Below are 17,196 nucleotides of genomic sequence, written 5' to 3' on the forward strand. Positions count from 1 at the left end.
GCCGCCTGACGCATCTAACCCTCAAACAAACGGGCAAGCGCCCAAGAACGAGGGGAAACGATGAAGCGCTATCCGAGCATTTTCTGTGGGGTCTCGCTGGCGGTCATGCTGGCGGCGACCGGCGCGGCGGCGCAGGAGCGGACGTTCGACGTGCCGGCCGGACCGGCGTCCGACGCCATCCCGCTGTTCGCGCGCCAGGCGGGCGTCCAGATCATCGCCCCCGCCGGCCGCCTGAAGGGCGTCTCGACCCCGGCGGTGAAGGGCCGCCAGGACGCCCGCGCGGCGCTGAAGACCTTCCTGGCCGCGACCAATCTCGAGATCGCCGCCGATAACGGCTCGGTGATCATCCTACGCGAAGCCGCCCGGCCCGCCGCCGCTCCGGCCCAGCAGACCTCCGCCACCGGCGACGCGGTCGAAGGCGGCGCCGAGCTGGCCGAGGTGATCGTCACCGCCGCCCGCCAGACCCAGAACATGCAGAAGGTCTCGGCCGCCGTGCAGGTGGTTGGCGGCGACGAACTGCGCCGTCAGGCGGCGAGCAACGTCTCGCAGGTCTTCGCCTCGACGCCCAGCGTCCAGGTCACGGCCCAGCCCGGCGGCTTCTCGATCGACATCCGGGGGCAGGGCGGCGACATGCCGTCGGGCACCACCCAGGGCTCGGTCGCGCTCGAGTTCGACGGGGTCTACAGCATCCTGTCGCAGTCCTCGATCGTCGGCTTCTTCGACGTCGATCGGGTCGAGGTGCTGCCGGGGCCGCAGAGCACCCGCTACGGACCCAACGCCGACGGCGGCGTGGTCAATGTCATCACCAAGGACCCGATCCTGAACGACGCCTCGGGCGCGGCGTCTCTGAGCGTCGGCAACTACGGCCTGGTGCGCGGCGAGGCGGCCCAGAACCTGGCGCTCGGCGACAAGGCCGCCCTGCGGATCTCGGCGGCCGCCATTCACCGCGACGCCTATCTCAAGCCGATCGGCGCCAACGCCGTGGGCCAGTCGGTGCGCCTGAAGTTCCTGGCCCAGCCCACCGACGACCTGACCCTGAAGCTCGCCTACCAGTACGACCACATCGGCGGCACCGGTCCCGGCGTCGAGCCCTATGTGATGTCCAAGGTCGCGCCCTACAGCGGCGACAGCATCAACGACGCCTCCAACCCCTGGGACATGGGCGACAGCTCGACCAACACCACCTCGTCGGACAACAAGGCAGACATCAAGCAGCAGACCCTGACGGCCAATCTGGACTACCGGATCTCCGACTGGGGCGTGTTCGACGTCACCTCGTCCTACACCAAGGTGACCGGCAAGGAGACCGACTGCTACGCTGGCGGTCCGCCCTGGATCACGGGCGGCGACCACACCTGCTACCAGTACTACCAGTTCGCGCCGTTCCATCAGTTCTCGACCGAGGCGCGCCTGCACAACGCGCCGGGGGCCGAGATCCTGTGGAACCTGGGCTACTACCACTTCGACTACCGGCGCGGGACCTACAACAACACCTCGGGCAACGTGCCCTCCGGCATCGTCGGCGGCACCATCGCGGCCACCACCACCAACGCCGTGTTCGGCGAGCTGACCTATCCGGTGAGCGAACGCCTGCGCGTCATCGTCGGCGGCCGCCAGAGCTACGACACCCGTGAGCTGAAGCCGGCCGGGATCGCCACCAACTATTCCCGCGACCTGCATCATTTCGACTATCGGCTGGGCGGCGAGTTCGACGTCTCGCCGACCTCCATGGCCTATCTGACCGTCTCGACCGGCTACCGTCCCGGCGGCCTGACCGGCTACGACACCACCACGGCCAAGCCCTACACCTACGAGAGCGAGGTCAACACGGCCTTCGAGCTGGGTTCGAAGAACCGCTTCCTCGACAACCGCCTGCAGGTCAACGCCGACCTCTTCTACTACAAGCAGGACGGCTATCAGAACATCGACACCTACCACGGCTTCGTGCCGTCGACCGGCGGTTCGGCCTGCACGCCCAACGACGCGCGGCCGTCCTGCACCGTGCCGACCTTCAACCTCGACGCTCATGCCATTGGCTTGGAGACCCAGGTGCGGTTCAACCTGACGCGGGTCGACACCGTGGGCCTGAACGCCACCTGGCTGAAGGCCAAGTTCGACAAGAGCCAGGGGACCTGCGCGACCGTCGGGGCGCCGACCACGGCCGGTTGCTGGATCGGCTACAACGACCAGGGCACCGACGCCCTGCTGTTCTTCGACGTGGCCGGCGCGGTGCAGCCGCACTCGCCGAACTTCGCCGGTACCCTGACCTATCGCCACAGCTTCGAATTCGCCTCGGGCGCTTCGCTGGCCGTGGGCGGCGAGGTCTTCTACAGCGGCGGCTATTGGGTCCACCCGGTGCAGGACGCCTCGAAGTACGGCTGGCAGCCGGCCTATACGCAGGGCGGGCTGAACGCCAGCTACACCCCGGCCGACGGCCCGTGGAGCCTCAGCGCCTATGTGCGCAACATCAGCAACTACGCCGTCAAGCAGTCGACCCTGCCGGTGACCACGATCGGTGATCCGCGGACCTTCGGCCTGACGCTGAGCACCCGCTGGTGATCGACGACGCCCGGCCGTTCACGCGGCCGGGCGACACATGAAGGCGCTGAACGGAGACGACAGATGGGTGCGAAGACCGGGATGGCCATGGGGGCCGTGATGGCGCTGACGCTGGCGATCGCCGCCGTCGCGTCGCCGGCGATGGCGCAACTGCGGGCCGGCGCCGGCAAGGCCGAGATCGTGCTGGGGGCGGACCTGCTGCCGATGCAGGGCTTCTCGGCGCAGCGCGACCCGCTGGAGGCCCGGGTTCTGGTGGTCGAGGCCGGCGGCCGTCGCGCCGCATTGGCCGTGATCGACCTGACCTCGATCTTCGCCGACGAGGTCGCGGCGATGCAGGGCGTGGTGGCCGATGCGACCGGCGTCGCGCCGACGAACGTCCTGATCGTCGCCAGCCACACCTTTTCGGCGCCGCACATCATGCCCGTCGGTCGGCCGTTCCCCGGGCTGGAGTCCGAGGCCGAGCAGCGCAAGAACGCCCTGTTCAAGGCCGCGGTCGAGGACGCCCTGAAGCAGGCGGCCCTGGCGGCTAGCCACCTCAAGCCCGCCAGGCTGGGCGCGGGCCGGGGCGTCAGCGACATCAACATCAACCGCGACCAGCACACGCCGGAGGGGTTCTGGCTGGGCGTCGACAGCGCCGGCGCGTCCGACAAGACCCTTTCCGTGGTGCGGATCGAGGACGAGGCCCGCCATCCCATCGCGCTGCTGGCCAACTACGCCGTACAGCCGTCGGTCATGGACCAGGCGATCGTCTCCGGCGGCGGCAAGGCCGTCACCAGCGACCTGGCCGGTGCGGCCATGCGACGTGTCGAGGCGCTGTACGGGGAGGGGACGGTCGGCTTCTTTCTGATCGGCGCGGCCGGCGACCAGGCGCCGATCCTCAAGGCCGTCCGCGCGGTTCCCGACAAGGACGGCCGGCTCAAGACCGTCGACATCGGCGAGGGCGGCTATCTGCTGGTCGATCTTCTGGGCGAGCGCCTGGCCCAGGACGTGGTGCGCACCAGCGAGCGCATGGCGCCGCCGGCCGACGTGGCGCTTGTCGACATCGCCGGCGGCGCGGTCGATCTCACCGCCCAGGCGCGGCCCAAGGCGCTGGCGGACCTCAAGCCCAGCAAAACCTACGCCTTCACGCCGGCGGGCCCCGCGACCGCGCCGTTCACCGTCCTGCGTCTGGGTCCGGTGGTCATCGCCGGGGTCCAGGTCGAGCTTTCCAGCGAGACGGGGCGGCAGATCCGGTCCCAGTCGCCGTTCGCCGACACGCTGGTGACGACCATGGTCAATGGCGCGGCCAAATACATGCCCGACGCGGCCGCCTATGACAAAATCACCTACGAGGCCATGAATTCGTCCTTCGCGCGCGGCTCGGCCGAAACGCTCGCGGCCGAGGTCGTCGGCCGGTTGCGGCAGCTCGGCGCGGGCCAGTCCAGCAAGTGATCACGGGACCTCCCGTTGGTCCGGGAGCCCACCAGCGTTCTCCCGCCGGACGGCGCGAGGATCGAGAATGAGAAGGGTTTGAGGAATGGGACGCATGAAAGGCCTGTCGCGGCGCAATTTGGTATCGATGGGCGCGGCCCTGGTGTCGGCTGGCGGGCTGGGCGTGCGCAAAAGCCGTGCCCAGGCCGACGGTTTCACGGCGGCGACCTCGGCGGCGAGCGGTCCTGGCAAGCGCAAGAGCGCCGGCCCAGGCCTGCAGGCCATTCAGGCGCTCTGCGAGGTCACCGGCGGTGGTCAGAAGGTCTACGGGATCGCGGTCGAGTATGACGTGGCGATCGACCCCGCGAGCCTGGCCCTGGACACCTACGGCGCGGCGGTCTTTCCGGCGGCCAAGGGCTTCTTCGCGGGCATGCCCCAGTCGGTCGACAAGAACGCCACGACGGCGCAGGCCGCGGCGCGAAGCCCCGTGGCCGTCTACACCAACGCCGCGCCGGCCCTGCGTTCCGATCGCGCCAGCGTGGCCGGTCCCTATGTCATCGTGGAGTTCGCGCGTGACCCCGACCTCAGCCTCCCGACGGGCGACAGCGACAAGGTGGCCCTGACGCAGGACAAGGATGTCAGGACAGCGGCCGGCGCCGTCTATCCCGCCAGCGAGACCGCCTGGAGCAATGCCGGGTCCCGCGGCAACAGCGTCGTCATTCGCGGCGTCGACGCCTGGGAGCAGAACCACTGGTGGTGGGACGACACGCGCTCGGCCTGGCTGGAATACAGCATCTACCTGCCCAAGTCGTTCCTGGAGAAGGGCGGCGAGAACAAGGCCTATCCGCTGGTCCTGGCCGTCACCCACTCGGGAACCAGCTATGACGGAACCTGCGCCCAGACCCTGACCGAACAGTGCATCGCCAGCATCTGGAGCCTGCCCGAGGAGCAGGCGCGGAACGAGTGCGTGGTCATCACGCCGCGCTACGAGCGCACGACGATGAACGACTATTGGGAGCATACCGCCGACGTCGAGAACACCTACAGGCTGGTGCAGTCGCTGTTGAGCAACACCTGGAACTTCGGCAATCCCAACCTCGACGACCGCAGGGACAAGGTGCTGAAGATCGATCCCAAGCGGGTCTACTGCACCGGCTGGTCCATGGGGGCCATGACCTCCCTGTGGCTGATGGCCAAGCACCCCCAGACCTTCGCGGCGGGCCTGATCATCGCCGGCCAGCAGCGGCCCGCCGACGTCGCGACCTTGGCCAAGCAGAAGCTGCTGATCATCACGGGCACGGAGGACAGCAAGGCCACGCCCTGGAACGAGCAGTGCGTTCCGATCTGGGAGCACGCGGGCGGCAAGGTGACTCGGCCGGCCGAACGCCTGGACCCCGCCCTGATCTTCCCGGTCGAGAAGCAGCAGGCGCTGACCTCCCAGATCGACGGTTATCTGGGCAAGGGCGGCAACATCACCTTCCTGACGTTCGAGGGCGTCGACCACATGGCGTCGGCGCGCAAGTTCTTCCACATCCAGGCGGCTCGCGACTGGTTGTTCAGGCAGAGGAAAACCTAGAGGCGGTCGAGCCGCCGACGTCCTACCTCCCGACTTTGCCCGGCGCTATGCGCCGGGTTTTCTTTGTTCGAAAGTACAGGGTGCGCTATCGGCAAATAGAAATGCGAACCTGGTGATAGGTTTTGCGCGCGCCATAAATCATCGCCTGCTCCTCGTGTTACCGTCCTGAAAAGATCATGCTTCGGGAGATCAGGGCGTGAACGAGCAAGTTTCCTTCGAGCGCTATTCGCGGGTGGCCGTGTTTCTGCATTGGGTGATGGCCGCGCTCATCCTGGTCAATCTGATCCTGGCGGTCTTTTCGGCCAATTCCGAGGGCGGCGCGCACCGCGTCGTGCTCAATCTGCACAAGTCGATAGGCTTCAGCGTGCTGCTGCTCAGCCTGGGCCGGCTGGCCTGGCGGCTCTATCGTCCGCCGCCGCCGATGCTCGCGGGCAAGGCGGCCTGGGAGCGTCCCGTCGCCGGGATCGTGCACACGGCCTTCTACTTCATGATGGTGCTGATCCCGTTCCTGGGCTGGTGGGTCAGCTCGGCCGCGCCCAAGCGCCATGCGATCAATGTCCTGGGCTGGGAGGCGCCGTTCCTGCCGGTCATGCAGGGCAAGGCCTTCGCCGGGGCGGCGATGGCCGGCCACAAGGTGCTCGGCTTCACCATGGCCGCGCTGCTGGTGCTGCACATCGGCGCGGCGCTCAAGCACCATTTCGTCGATCGCGACAAGGTCCTGAGCCGCATGACCTTTCCGCCCCTTCGGCCGCGCGCCTGACGTCTGGAAGCCGCTTCGCGACCGCGCCGGAATCAATGCACGCCGTCGTCGATTGAATGATCGCCGCGGCCTGGCTTTGGTCATGCTGGCGGTCACGATGCGGCCTCGCGCCGCGTCGTCGGGCCGCCGTTTCGGCGTCGGCCCCAACGACTTGGGAGGACGGCGCCCGTGAAGAGGCCCGCAGAAGACCTGGCGCCCGAAGCCCGCGCCTATTTCGACCCGGAGCGCGCGCTCTGGCTGTCGCGCAACATCCTGCCTCACGAGCCGGCGCTGCGCCGATGGTTGCTCAAGCGTCGCCAGCCGCCGGCCGACATCGACGATCTGATCCAGGAGAGCTACGCCAAGATCTCCGGGCTCAAGTCGGTGGCACACATCGATCACCCGAAGGCCTATTTCTTCCAGACCGCCCAGTCGCTGATCCTGCGCCAGGCCAGGCGGGCCAAGGTCATTCCCATCGGCGCGATGGAAAGCCTGGATATTCCAAGCCTTACCGACGAACTCTCGCCCGAGCGCCAGGTCGCCGGCCGGGAAGAGTTGCGCCTGATCAACGAGGCGCTGGAGACCTTTCCGAGCAAGCGCCGCGAGGCCTTCCGCATGCGCAAGGTCGAGGGGCTGTCGCAGAAGGAAGTCGCCGCGCGGCTAGGGCTAACGGAGAAGGCGGTGGAGAAGCACGTGGCCCGTGCGGCCGCCCTGCTGATAAATCTTTACAGCCGTGGCGGGAAAATCGGTTCTCGCGCATCTATCATGGAGACCATCCGCTCCCGGTTCAGGCGTGACCAGACGAGACACTAGCCAGGAAATCGACGAGGCCGCCGCCGCCTGGGTGGCGCGCCTCGATCGTGGCCCTTTGACCGACGACGAGCGCGGGGCGCTCGACGCCTGGCTGGACGGTGATGTCCGCCGCCAGGGCGCCTTCGCGCGCGCCAACGCCGTCATGGCCCGTCTGGACTCCGCCTATCCCACGCTCGAGGCCGCCTACAGCCTGCGCGGCTCGGCCATGTTGCGTCGGCGCCTGATCGGCGGCGGGCTGGCGGCCGGGTTCGCCGGCGTCGTCCTGGTCGGGGCGCGGTCCTGGAGCGCGCCACTGGTCCTGAAGTCGTCCAAGGGCGAGGTGCGGCGCGTGCCGCTTCCCGACGGCTCGAACGTGACCCTCAACACCGCCTCGCTGGTCAAGGTGCGCTACACCTCCAGGAGCCGCGACGTTCAGCTGCTGTCGGGCGAGGCCCTGTTCAATGTCGCGCCGGACCCGCAGCGGCCTTTCCTGGTCCGGGCCGGCGAGGTGAGCCTCGCCGGGCAGTCGGGCAGCTTCGTGGTGCGCAAGGACGAGCAGGGGCCCGTCCGCGTCCTTGTCCAGGGCGGACATGTCGAGATGACCTGCAAGGGCGCGCCCGCGCCGCGCCTGGTCGCCGCCAACACGGCCGCCGTCGTGCCCAGCGGCGATCTTGGCGGTCGCGAGGCGCCGCACCCCGTCAGGCTCGACGCCGACGAGGTCTCCCGCCGTCTCAGCTGGCAGGACGGCCTGCTGTCCTTCAACGGCGAGACCCTGGCCCAGGCGGCCAGCGAGTTCGCGCGCTATTCCTCGACGCGGATCATCGTCGATGATCCGGCCCTGGCGGCCGAAACCCTGACCGGCCTCTATGCTTCAAGCGACCCGGGCGGCTTCGCCCGCGATGTCGCGGTGTCGCTCGGCGCGCGCACGGTCAGCACGGCGGACGGCGTCCACATCCTCCGTTAGTATTGCGGGCTTGAAAAAATATTGCGGCAGGGGAGGGGGAAATCCTCTCTCGGCGCATCTTTTCCCAAAACAACGGGCGACAGCCCACGCAGGGGGAAACGATGACCACCACTTCACGCATGTTCTGCGGCGCGTCCTTGGCGGTTCTGCTTTGCGCGACCAGCGCCATGGCTCAGGACCGCACCTTCGACGTTCCGGCCGGTCCCGCGGCCAACGCCATTCCCATCTTCGCCCGCCAGGCCGGTCTTCAGATCGTCGCGCCGGCCGGCCGCCTGAAGGGGATCTCAACCCCGGCCGTGAAGGGCCGCCAGGACGCCCGCGCCGCCCTCAAGGCCCTGCTGGCCGGCGCCAACCTGGAGATCGCCAGCGACAACGGCTCGACGATCATCCTGCGCGAGGCCGGGAGCGCCGCTGGCCCCCAGGCCGACCGGGCGGCCGAGTCCGCCCAGGCCGCCGGATCCACGATTGAAGAGGCTTCGGCCGTCACCGAGGTGGTGGTCACCGGTTCGCGCGTGATCCGCAACGGCAACAACAGCCCGACCCCGATCACCGTCGTTCCGGCCGAGGACATCCAGCGCGTCCAGCCGACCACGATCGCCGACGGCCTGAACCAGCTGCCGGTCTTCTCCAGCCCGCGCAACCAGTACGGCAACCCCAACGCCGGCGTCGGCGGCGGGGCGGGCGGCAACGCGGCCGCCAACCAGCTGAACCTTCGCAACCTCGGTTCGGTGCGCAATCTGATCCTGCTCGACGGCCACCGCGTGCCGCCGACCTCGGTCAACGGCATCGTTGACGTCGACATGATCCCTCAGATGCTGCTGCAGCGGGTCGACACGGTCACCGGCGGCGTCTCGGCCGTCTATGGCTCGGACGCGGTGACCGGCGTCGTCAACTTCGTCACCGACACCAAGTTCAACGGCCTGAAGCTGGCCGCCCAGGCGGGCGTCTCCAAATACGGCGACGACGAGCAGCAGAGCTTCGGCGTCGCCTACGGCCGCAAGATCCTCGACGACCGCGGCCATTTCGAAGCCAGCTACGAGTACCGCAACGACGAGGGCGTGCTGCGACGCTCGGACCGTCCCTGGTTCCGCCAGCAGAGCATCAGCGGCGCCGGCACGACGGCCGCGCCCTACCAGCTTTACAGCGACGTGCGCCTGCTGAACTTCCCGTTCGGCGGCAAGATCACCAACGGCGTCCTGGCCAACCAGTATTTCGCCGCCGACGGGGTGCTCAGCCCGTTCGTCAACGGAACCGCGATCACGGGGTCCAGCTGCTGCCAGATCGGCGGAGCAGGGGGCTATTACGACTCGTCGCTGAAGGCGCCGCTGCGCAGCCACCAGGCCTATGCCCGCTTCGACTACGACCTGACCGACGACGTGCACGCCTATGCGGCCGTCAGCTTCAACGACAAGCGCAACGAACAATATCTGACCCCGCCGCTGCTCAGCAACGTCACCATGAGCAGCACGAACGCCTTCCTGGCCTCGGCCTACCAGACCCAACTGGCGACCGCCGGCCAGTCGACCTTCACCTTCAACCGCATGTTCGCCCAGGCGCCGCGGCTGAACCCGGTCGCCGAGGAGCGCCAGACGACGGTCAACATCGGGCTGGACGGCAAGCTCGGCGACTACAGCTGGGGCCTGAACTACACCCACGGCGGCGCGCGCCTGAAGACGACGCTCAACAACAACCCCAACAACCAGCGCCTGGCCGCCGCGCTCGATGCGGTCATCAGCCCCACGACCGGCCAGCCGGTCTGCTACGCCTCGCTGACCAACAGCGCCTACGCCAACTGCGCGCCGCTGAACGTCTTTGGCCCCACCTCGGCCAGCCAGGCGGCGATGGACTACATCATGGGCAGCACGCACATGGTCGCCGACACGGGCCTGGACGCCTTCTCGGCCGAGATCGGCGGCGCGCCGTTCTCGACCTGGGCGGGGCCGGTGAACATGGCCCTGTCGGCCGAGTGGCGACGGCTGGAATACCAGTCGTCCAGCGACGCCCTGCCCACCGACCGGGCCAACTGCGCGGGCCTACGCTACAACTGCACGAGCTCGACGGTGCTCTACCAGAACACCTTCGCCGCCCGCTCGCCGGTCAGCGACGAGGTCAAGGAGGCCGCCGCCGAGATCGACGTGCCGCTGCTCGACGGCTTCGTCCTGGCCAAGTCGCTGAACCTCAACGGCGCAGCCCGCTTCACCAGCTACGCCAGCAGCGGGAACTACTGGACCTGGAAGCTGGGTCTGGACTGGCACCTGACCGACGACCTGCGGGTGCGGGCCACGCGTTCGCGCGACATCCGCGCGCCGACCCTCGACGACCTCTACGCCCCGGCCTCGGTCAACGTCCTGACCAACAAGGACGAACTGACCGGCCTGACCCCGGGCCTGACCGCCGGCACCTCGCCGGTGCCGGGTCTCTCGGCCGGCAATCCCGACCTGAAGGCCGAGATCGGCCACACCAGCACGGTCGGCGTCGTCTGGCAGGCCCTGCCGCGCCTCAGCTTCGCGCTGGACGCCTACTGGATCCGCATCAGCGACGCGATCACCAACATCCAGGGCTTCAACCCGACCATCCAGAAGGCCTGCTACGACAGCGGCGGCTCCTCGCCCTACTGCGCCCTGCAGGTCCGCCCGCTGGGCTACACCAACACCACGGCGGCCAACCTGGTCACCCAGTGGATCTCGACGGTGATCAACATCGCCGAGATTGAGAGCAAGGGCGTCGACTTCGAGGCCAACTACGGGACCGAACTCTTCGGTCGCTCGCTGTCGCTGCGGGGCCTGGCCAGCTACCAGCCGCACATCTACTACCGCACGCCGGCCCTGGTGACGATCGACGCCGCCGGCAGCGCCTTCGGCACCAACGGCCTGCAGGCCAGCCCCAAGCTGCGCCTGACCGGCTTCCTGCGCTACGCCATCACCGACACCCTGACCATCGACGTCATGGAGCGTTGGCGCAGCGAGCTGAAGCACAGCGCCGATCCCACCCAGGTCTGGACCGACAACCACGTCGACGCCTTCGCCACCACCAACGTCAATCTGCTGTTCCGACCCAAGGACGCGTTCGGCGACGCCGAATACTTCCTCAACGTCCAGAACCTGTTCAACGCCACCCCGCCGGCCACCGCCTTCTTCGGCGCGGCCACCATCCCGGGACAGTTCGGCGGCTTCGCCATCGGCGATGATCCGACCGGCCGCTACGTCACGGTTGGCGCGCGGATGAAGTTCTAGCGTCCCCCCCTGGGTGTTCCTTCATCCCCAGGGATCCTGCGCCGAGGCGGCGGCCTTCTTCTCCACGTCGCCGCCTCGGTTCTTTTCGGCCTCGCTTCTCTCGGGGACGGCCGAATAGTGTGAGAACGACATGATGCACGGCTTTCGCGGCGTCGCGGCTTTGATGGCCCTCCTGCTTCTGGCCCCGGTCGCGGCCGGGGCGCAGACAGCGCTCGCGCCCTCGATCGGTCACGCGCCGACCCTGCTGACGGCGGCTGTCCCAACGCCGACGGGCGCGCGCCTGATCGTTTCTTCGCCGGCCTTCGCCGATGGCGGCGACCTGCCGATCGACAACACCCAGTACGGCGCCAACCGCTTTCCGGGACTGGCCTGGTCGGCGGGGCCGGCCGGAACGCGGTCCTATGTCGTGGTCCTGCAAGGGCAGGGCGGCAAGGCCACCTCCATCCATCTGACCTTGTTCAACATCCCCGCCGGTACGACGCGCCTGGCCCCCGGCCTGACGGATCCGCCGTCGGGCGCGATCTACGGCGTCAACGTCCATGGCGCGAACCAGCCCTATGTCGGTCCCCACACCCACGGCGCGGCCAAGGTCGCCTATCCCTTCCAGGTGTTCGCCCTGGATCGGATCCTGCCGGCCGATCCGAACCTGAGCTTCGAGGCGCTGACCGACGCCATGCGAGGCCACGTGCTGGCCAGCGGAACCCTGACCGCGATGTCGGCCCGCCCGCCTGGGGCCGGTGAGGAGACCGCGCGCTCGTCCCTACGGATCGAGGCTGGCCTGCTGGCCGGCGTCCCTGGGCGGGATCCGGCGATCACCGTCTACAAGGGCGTGCCCTATGCCGCCGCGCCCGTGGGGCCGCTGCGCTTTCGTCCGCCGGCCGCGCCGGTGGCCTGGGAGGGCGTTCGCCAGGCCGACCGCTTCGGCGCGCTCTGTCCTCAGCCGCAAGGCGGCGGGCCGCCGCCGGCCGGCCCGATGGACGAGGACTGCCTGACCGCCAATGTCTGGACCGCCGCAGCGGCCGGCGAGAAGCGGCCGGTGCTGGTGTGGATCTACGGCGGGGGCTTCCTCACGGGCACGGGCGCCAGCCCCGAGTTCGACGGCGAGGGTCTGGCCCGCAAGGGCGTCGTCGTCGTCACCTTCAACTACCGGCTGGGCGCGCTGGGCTTCCTGGCCACGCCCGCGCTCAGCGCCGAGGCCGAGCATGGCGTCTCGGGCAACTACGGCCTGCTCGACGACATCGCCCTGCTCAAGTGGGTCAGGCGCAATATCGCGGCCTTCGGCGGCGATCCCGACCAGGTGACCATCGCCGGCCAGTCGGCGGGCGCCGGTTCGGTCGGCTTCCTCAGCATGTCGCCCCTGGCCAAGGGGCTCTTCAAGCGCGCCATCGCCCAGAGCCATTCGCGCTATCCCCGCGACCCCGATCTGCGTTTCCTGTCGGTGTCCTACCGCACCCGCCCAGCGGCCGAGCAGGCGGGGCAGGCCTACGCCCAGGCCCATGGCGCGACCACCGTCGAGGCCCTTCGGGCCATGCCCTGGCGCGAGCTGATCGAGGGCAGCGACGCGGTCGAAGCCGCGGTCGAGACCGGCTCGACAGGCAAGCCGCCGCTGTTCCGGCCGGTGCTCGACGGCTGGGTGATCCCGTCCACCTACGAGGCCGCTCTGGCCAAGGCCGCGTTCAACGACGTGGTCGTGGTGACCGGCAACAATCGCGACGAGACCGGCGCTGTCCCGGTCACCGCCTTTGCGGCCCTGCGCGCCCGGTCGGGGCCGCCCAGGGCCGGGGCGCCGCAGGTCAGCGTCACCCTGGCGGCCTATGTCCAGGCCGCGCGCGCCAAGTACGGGGCGATGGCCGATGCGTTCCTTCGGCTCTACCCGGCGACCACCGACGACGAGGCGGCCCTGGCCAGCAACGCCGCCGCCTACGACAACAACCGGGTCTCCACCTATCTCTGGGCGGCCGAGCGCGCCAAGGGGACCTCGCGGCCGATCTTCACCTACTGGTGGACCCACGCGCCGCCCGGCGCCGGCCACGACCTGCGCGGCGCCTATCACGGATCCGAGATCACCTACGCCTTCGGCAATCTCGACGCCAACGACCGTCCCTGGACGGCCGAGGACCGGGCCATCGCCGAGCGGATGTCGTCCTATTGGGCCAACATCATCAAGACCGGTGATCCGAACGGGGAGGGGCTTCCGACCTGGGCGCCGTTCGACGTCAAGGCCCGCTCGGTGATGATGCTCGGCGACCAGTGGGGCGCGACGCCCGTCGCGGCGAGCCCGGAGAAACTCGATTTCTGGCGGCGCTTCTACGCGACCCAGGACGCGTGGTGAGCACGACCATGCGCCTGGCCGCGCGGGCTCTGTCGGCGGCGATGCTTCTCGTAGCGAGCGGAGCCGTCGCCGCGCCACGGGACCAGATCCCCTATATCGACGCTCATTCGCACCTGCTGACGGTGATTTCGCCGGACGAGGAGATCGCGCTGTTCCGAAAGGCCGGTCTGGCGGGCGTGGTGATCATGTATCCCGACATCGAGGCGCTGCAGCGCGTCGCGGCCCGCAATCGCGGCTATGTGATCCCGTCGGCCAGCGTGGCGCGCACCGCCGAGGCCGCAGGCCTGCGCCTTGGTCCCGACACGGCGGCGGTCCTTGGGCGGTTGCAAGGGCAGGGGACGATCTGCGGGTTCGGCGAGTTGCCGACGCGGTTCGCGCCCAACCCCTATCCCAGCGATGCGGCCTCGCTCACCGCGCCGGAGCGGCGGGCGATCTACGCCCTGGCCGCCGCGCGAGGCGTTCCGGTGTCGGCGCATGTCAGTCTGGAGACGGCCGAGACCATCGCCGCCGTCGAGACCATGGCCGCGGCCTATCCCGGCATGCCGCTGATCCTCGCCCACGCCGGATGGGGCGCCGACGCCGCGTTGATCGGACGGCTGATGGCGGCGCACCCCAATCTCTACGCTGACCTGTCGATCCGGCTCGATCCGGCGCGCGCCGACAATCCCAATCTGGCGCTCTCGATCCTGACGCCGGAAGGCGCGCTCAAGCCCGCGTGGCGGGCCGTGATCGAGCGCTTTCCCGGCCGCTTCCTGTTCGCCATGGACATCACCGAAACCCAGCGCCACGGCCGTATGTCCGAACTGCTGGCCGCCGGCCGCACGGCCTTGGCGCCGCTCGCCCCGGAGGTCGAAGCCGCCGTGGCCCACGGCAATATCCAGCGCCTGATGCGCGGGTGTCCGGCGGACTGACACGCACGTCCATCATACGGAGATTTTCATGTTGAACGGGTTCTCGCTGGCCGGTCCGCTGGTCGTGGTTTCCCTGCTGGTCTCGACGGCGGGGCAGGCGCAGCCCGTCGAGCATCCGATCGGCCGCGCCGGCGCCCTGGTGAGCTATTCGGACGCCGACGTCACCCTGCGGGACAAGGAAGGCAAGGACGTCGTCGTGGCGATGACCCCGGGGTGGACGGTGGTCACCGCGCGCAAGGTCGCTCCGGACACGATCAAGGCCGGCGATTTCGTCGCCACCATCAACACCGACCTCGGACCCGACGCGGGCCGGGCGACGGAGCTGCGCCTGTTCGAACCCGGCTATCGCCCCGAACTGGGCACGCACGCCATGCCGCAGCCGGCGACGTCGATCACCCACGGAACGGTGACCCTTGTCCGCAAGACCGAGGCCGGGCTGGAGTTGGAGGTCGGTTATCCTGGCGGCGCCCGCCGCATCGAGGTTCCGGCGGCGATCCAGCCGATCGCCTACGAGGTCCACGACCGCCTGTTTGCTCAGCCCGGAATGCAGGCGACGGCGGTCACCCGACGAGACGCCGACGGCGTATGGCGCGGGGGCCGTATCATGCTCCAGCCTTAGGGGGGGGCGAAAGCGCCGGGCGTCCCTGGAAATTTTGATCGTCACGCCGGCTTCCGGCCACTCGACTGTTCCGCGACCGGCGAAACCTTCGCGACCCTTTATCCTGCATTCGCACTCGCCGCCCAATCACAGCAGGCGGGAGGATCCATAGGCGTAGTCCGCACGGATTTTGTCGAAGTGAGGATTCCACTCGCACACACCAAAATGCCCCTGCACAGCCTCCTCAATCGCTGCCGGCGACGACACGCTGCGGTATCTCAGCATCTCGGCTTCAGACGGGGATGCCGGCCGGCTCATCGAGCGATCCCGGGCTTCGATATGTACGATGCCTGATTGCCGCACCTTGAAGGCCGGTTGCGGCAGGCCCGAAAGGTTTTCCTGCACGTTCCCAATAATCGGCCATTCCCCGTGGAATAGCTTGGCGTCCAGGGTCAAAGCCAGAAGAGCTGGCTCTAGGCCAATGACGCTGCGAGGGTCCACTTGCCGCGTTTCGAACTTCTGGCCAAATATCGCCACGTACAATTCCTCGTTCCATGCGCTGACAAGCTGGCCGAGCGCCCAGCTCTTACCGTCCAGAGGAACGAGGAATACGTCGCCGATATTCACTTGAATGCCCATAATTTCTCGCTCTTACTTTGGCTCAGGAAGTCCGAAGATATGCGATCGACGAGGTCCGGCGCCTTTAACAGCGCGAGGGCCTCATCCCGGTCGCCTTCCGACAGGATCGCTCTCTCGACCTTCTGCAAGGCCTGCACGATCTCGCTGTCCTTTAGGGCTTCGACCTTCAGCAGCACCCTGGCGAGGTCGTGCTTGATCGGCTCTTCGGCCTCGCCGATCTCGATGCCTGCCTGCCTGCCTGCTTGACGAAGCTGGCGCGCGCCTTCGCGCGGTACAGGTCGAGGGTGTCCACGTGGAACCGCTCGCCGCGCTGGACCAGCAGATTGATCTTCAGCGACTCCGGGTTCAACGGCTTCTTCCAGCCGCGGATGCGATAGCGGCGATCGCCAAACAGCATGACGATCTCGTGCTCGGCCTGGGAGAGCACTGGGTCGTCGATCGGTGGCTGGATGGATGACGGTTGACCTAACGGTTCAGCACGGTCTTCCAGCGGGCTGCCGACATCGTCATCTGACCCGGCCGTGGTCGCCGCCGCCGCCCGTCCCTGCCCCAGCCACGTCGCCTTCCGGATCAGTCTGCCGAGGATTTCGGCGGCCGGGCCAACCTTCAGGGCGTAGGTGTTGGCGCCCATGCCCTTCGGGAACTCGATCCGGTAGATGGCGAAGCCCTCGGCCATCAGCCGCTCGGCGACAGCATCCGCCGACGACTGGCCCTCGTCGTCGCGGGCGAAGGCGATCAGCACGCGCTTGATGCGGGCCGCGTGGAAGGCCGCCACGATGTCGCCCGTCAGACCGTCAGGACCAAAGGCGGCCGTGACATTGCGAAAGCCCGCGCACCAGAACGTCATCGCGTCGAGCAACGACCCAGCCAAAACAACCTCGCCCTGGCCACCGGCCAGGGCTTCTCGGTTCCAGACGCCGCGCATCGGGCCGGGCAGGTAGAGGTCGGTGGGCGTGCCCGGTCGCAGATCGTCCCTGATCTTCCGGCCATGCACCTGCACGACTTCACCGTTCTCGCCGAAGATCGGGACGATGAGCGAACCGTTGAAGTGCTCGTGGCCGGATGAGCGGTAGAGGCCGATCCGCTCCAATTGGCCCCGGATCGCCGCGCCAGCCTTGCGGTTCTTCTCGGGCAGTCGCAGGCCGAGCGTGCGGTTGGCGTAGCCGAGGCGGAAGCAGTCGATCAGTTCGCCGTGGACCAGACCCTTGGCCTGAAGGAACTCGATCCCTTCCGGCGCCTGCTTGAGAGCGTCGGTGTAGAAGTCGAGCACACGCTCAAGCAGAGAATGGTCGTCGATCTCCGACGCGAAAGATGGATGCAACGCTTATCCTCGATATATTTCCAAGATGCGTTCAGCGAAATCGCATAAAGTTTACAAAATTCGCCGCAACTATGGAAACATACCGGGATCACCTTACGATAACCAGGGGATTTAGAAACCGC

The 17,196-nt window shown here is 68.2% G+C and carries 13 protein-coding genes; 10 read left to right on the forward strand and 3 right to left on the reverse strand.

Annotated features, from left to right (window positions below):
- The first annotated feature begins 60 nt into the window (after positions 1-60).
- From AC1RRS_RS22255 to AC1RRS_RS22300, 10 genes are all read left to right on the forward strand, one after another.
- Complete coding sequence (locus AC1RRS_RS22255; protein ID WP_492857065.1) at positions 61-2,559, forward strand: TonB-dependent receptor; 2,499 nt, start codon at positions 61-63, stop codon at positions 2,557-2,559.
- 63 nt (positions 2,560-2,622) lie between these two features.
- Positions 2,623-3,990 (forward strand): hypothetical protein, encoded by a 1,368-nt coding sequence (locus AC1RRS_RS22260; protein WP_492857066.1) that lies wholly within the window; start codon positions 2,623-2,625, stop codon positions 3,988-3,990.
- Positions 3,991-4,084: 94 nt separating this feature from the next.
- Positions 4,085-5,545, forward strand: coding sequence for a prolyl oligopeptidase family serine peptidase (locus AC1RRS_RS22265; RefSeq protein WP_492857067.1), 1,461 nt, complete (start codon positions 4,085-4,087; stop codon positions 5,543-5,545).
- 196 nt (positions 5,546-5,741) lie between these two features.
- A complete protein-coding gene (locus AC1RRS_RS22270; protein ID WP_492857068.1) occupies positions 5,742-6,305 on the forward strand; it encodes a cytochrome b in 564 nt (187 codons plus the stop codon).
- Between the two features lie 168 nt (positions 6,306-6,473).
- Positions 6,474-7,097 (forward strand): RNA polymerase sigma factor, encoded by a 624-nt coding sequence (locus AC1RRS_RS22275; RefSeq protein ID WP_110132841.1) that lies wholly within the window; start codon positions 6,474-6,476, stop codon positions 7,095-7,097.
- On the forward strand, positions 7,078-8,040 hold the full coding sequence (locus tag AC1RRS_RS22280) for a FecR family protein (protein ID WP_492857069.1): 963 nt from the start codon (positions 7,078-7,080) through the stop codon (positions 8,038-8,040). The genes AC1RRS_RS22275 and AC1RRS_RS22280 overlap by 20 nt, the downstream gene beginning before the upstream one ends.
- Positions 8,041-8,141: 101 nt before the next feature.
- Positions 8,142-11,273, forward strand: coding sequence for a TonB-dependent receptor plug domain-containing protein (locus tag AC1RRS_RS22285; RefSeq protein WP_492857070.1), 3,132 nt, complete (start codon positions 8,142-8,144; stop codon positions 11,271-11,273).
- Positions 11,274-11,403: 130 nt separating this feature from the next.
- The gene (locus tag AC1RRS_RS22290) at positions 11,404-13,605 is read left to right on the forward strand and encodes a carboxylesterase family protein (protein ID WP_492857071.1); all 2,202 of its coding nucleotides are present in this window, start codon (positions 11,404-11,406) and stop codon (positions 13,603-13,605) included.
- Positions 13,602-14,516: an amidohydrolase family protein gene (locus AC1RRS_RS22295; protein WP_492857072.1), complete on the forward strand. Its 915-nt coding sequence runs from the start codon at positions 13,602-13,604 to the stop codon at positions 14,514-14,516. The genes AC1RRS_RS22290 and AC1RRS_RS22295 overlap by 4 nt, the downstream gene beginning before the upstream one ends.
- 28 nt (positions 14,517-14,544) lie before the next feature.
- Entirely contained in the window at positions 14,545-15,135 is a 591-nt protein-coding gene (locus AC1RRS_RS22300) for a hypothetical protein (protein ID WP_492857073.1), read from the forward strand.
- Between the two features lie 126 nt (positions 15,136-15,261).
- Here the strand turns inward: AC1RRS_RS22300 and AC1RRS_RS22305 are convergent, their stop codons facing one another.
- From AC1RRS_RS22305 to AC1RRS_RS22315, 3 genes are read right to left on the reverse strand one after another with little or no spacing between them, the layout of a single operon-like run.
- Complete coding sequence (locus AC1RRS_RS22305; protein ID WP_492857074.1) at positions 15,262-15,753, reverse strand: Imm26 family immunity protein; 492 nt, start codon at positions 15,751-15,753, stop codon at positions 15,262-15,264.
- The gene (locus AC1RRS_RS22310; protein ID WP_492857075.1) at positions 15,738-15,929 is read right to left on the reverse strand and encodes a hypothetical protein; all 192 of its coding nucleotides are present in this window, start codon (positions 15,927-15,929) and stop codon (positions 15,738-15,740) included. Before AC1RRS_RS22310 ends, AC1RRS_RS22305 begins: the two co-directional genes overlap by 16 nt.
- A complete protein-coding gene (locus AC1RRS_RS22315; RefSeq protein WP_492857076.1) occupies positions 15,920-17,074 on the reverse strand; it encodes a toprim domain-containing protein in 1,155 nt (384 codons plus the stop codon). Before AC1RRS_RS22315 ends, AC1RRS_RS22310 begins: the two co-directional genes overlap by 10 nt.
- Positions 17,075-17,196 lie beyond the last annotated feature (122 nt).

This window comes from Caulobacter sp. GW821-FHT12A07, assembly GCF_058807655.1.